This window comes from Shewanella morhuae, assembly GCF_900156405.1.
GTDB classification, from domain to species: Bacteria; Pseudomonadota; Gammaproteobacteria; order Enterobacterales; family Shewanellaceae; genus Shewanella; species Shewanella morhuae.
Map to the genome: position 1 here is coordinate 1 of NZ_FTNN01000032.1, position 1,046 is coordinate 1,046.

Annotated in this window: 1 rRNA gene; it reads right to left on the bottom strand. The window is 50.6% G+C overall.

Features of this window, described 5'->3' with window-relative positions:
- A 23S ribosomal RNA gene (locus BW947_RS18410) occupies positions 1 to 1,046 on the bottom strand; the annotation flags it as partial.

Sequence of the window (1,046 nt, forward strand, 5' to 3'; positions counted from 1 at the left end):
GGCTTACAGAACGCTCCTCTACCGCGCAGTCCTAATGGACCGCACCCGTAGCTTCGGTGACTAGCTTAGCCCCGTTACATCTTCCGCGCAGGCCGACTCGACTAGTGAGCTATTACGCTTTCTTTAAATGATGGCTGCTTCTAAGCCAACATCCTAGCTGTCTAAGCCTTCCCACATCGTTTCCCACTTAGCTAGTACTTTGGGACCTTAGCTGACGGTCTGGGTTGTTTCCCTTTTGACGACGGACGTTAGCACCCGCCGTCTGTCTCCCGAGTAGTACTCACTGGTATTCGGAGTTTGCAAAGGGTTGGTAAGTCGGGATGACCCCCTAGCCTTAACAGTGCTCTACCCCCAGTGGTATTCGCTCGAGGCGCTACCTAAATAGCTTTCGAGGAGAACCAGATATCTCCGAGTTTGATTGGCCTTTCACCCCCAGCCACAAGTCATCCGCTAATTTTTCAACATTAGTCGGTTCGGTCCTCCAGTTGATGTTACTCAACCTTCAACCTGCCCATGGCTAGATCACTCGGTTTCGGGTCTACACCTTGCAACTAAACGCGCAGTTAACACTCGGTTTCCCTACGGCTCCGCTATTCGCTTAACCTCGCTACAAAATGTAAGTCGCTGACCCATTATACAAAAGGTACGCAGTCACGGTCTCAAGAACCGCTCCCACTGCTTGTACGTATACGGTTTCAGGTTCTATTTCACTCCCCTCACAGGGGTTCTTTTCGCCTTTCCCTCACGGTACTGGTTCACTATCGGTCAGTCAGGAGTATTTAGCCTTGGAGGATGGTCCCCCCATATTCAAACAGGATGTCACGTGTCCCGCCTTACTCGTTTTCATCTATGGTTAGTTTTCATGTACGGGGCTATCACCCTGTGCCGCTGAGCTTTCCAACTCATTCCACTAACACCCCATAGACTTAAGGGCTAATCCCCGTTCGCTCGCCGCTACTAGGGGAATCTCGGTTGATTTCTTTTCCTAAGGGTACTTAGATGTTTCAGTTCCCCTCGTTCGCCTCTACACACTATGTATTCATGTG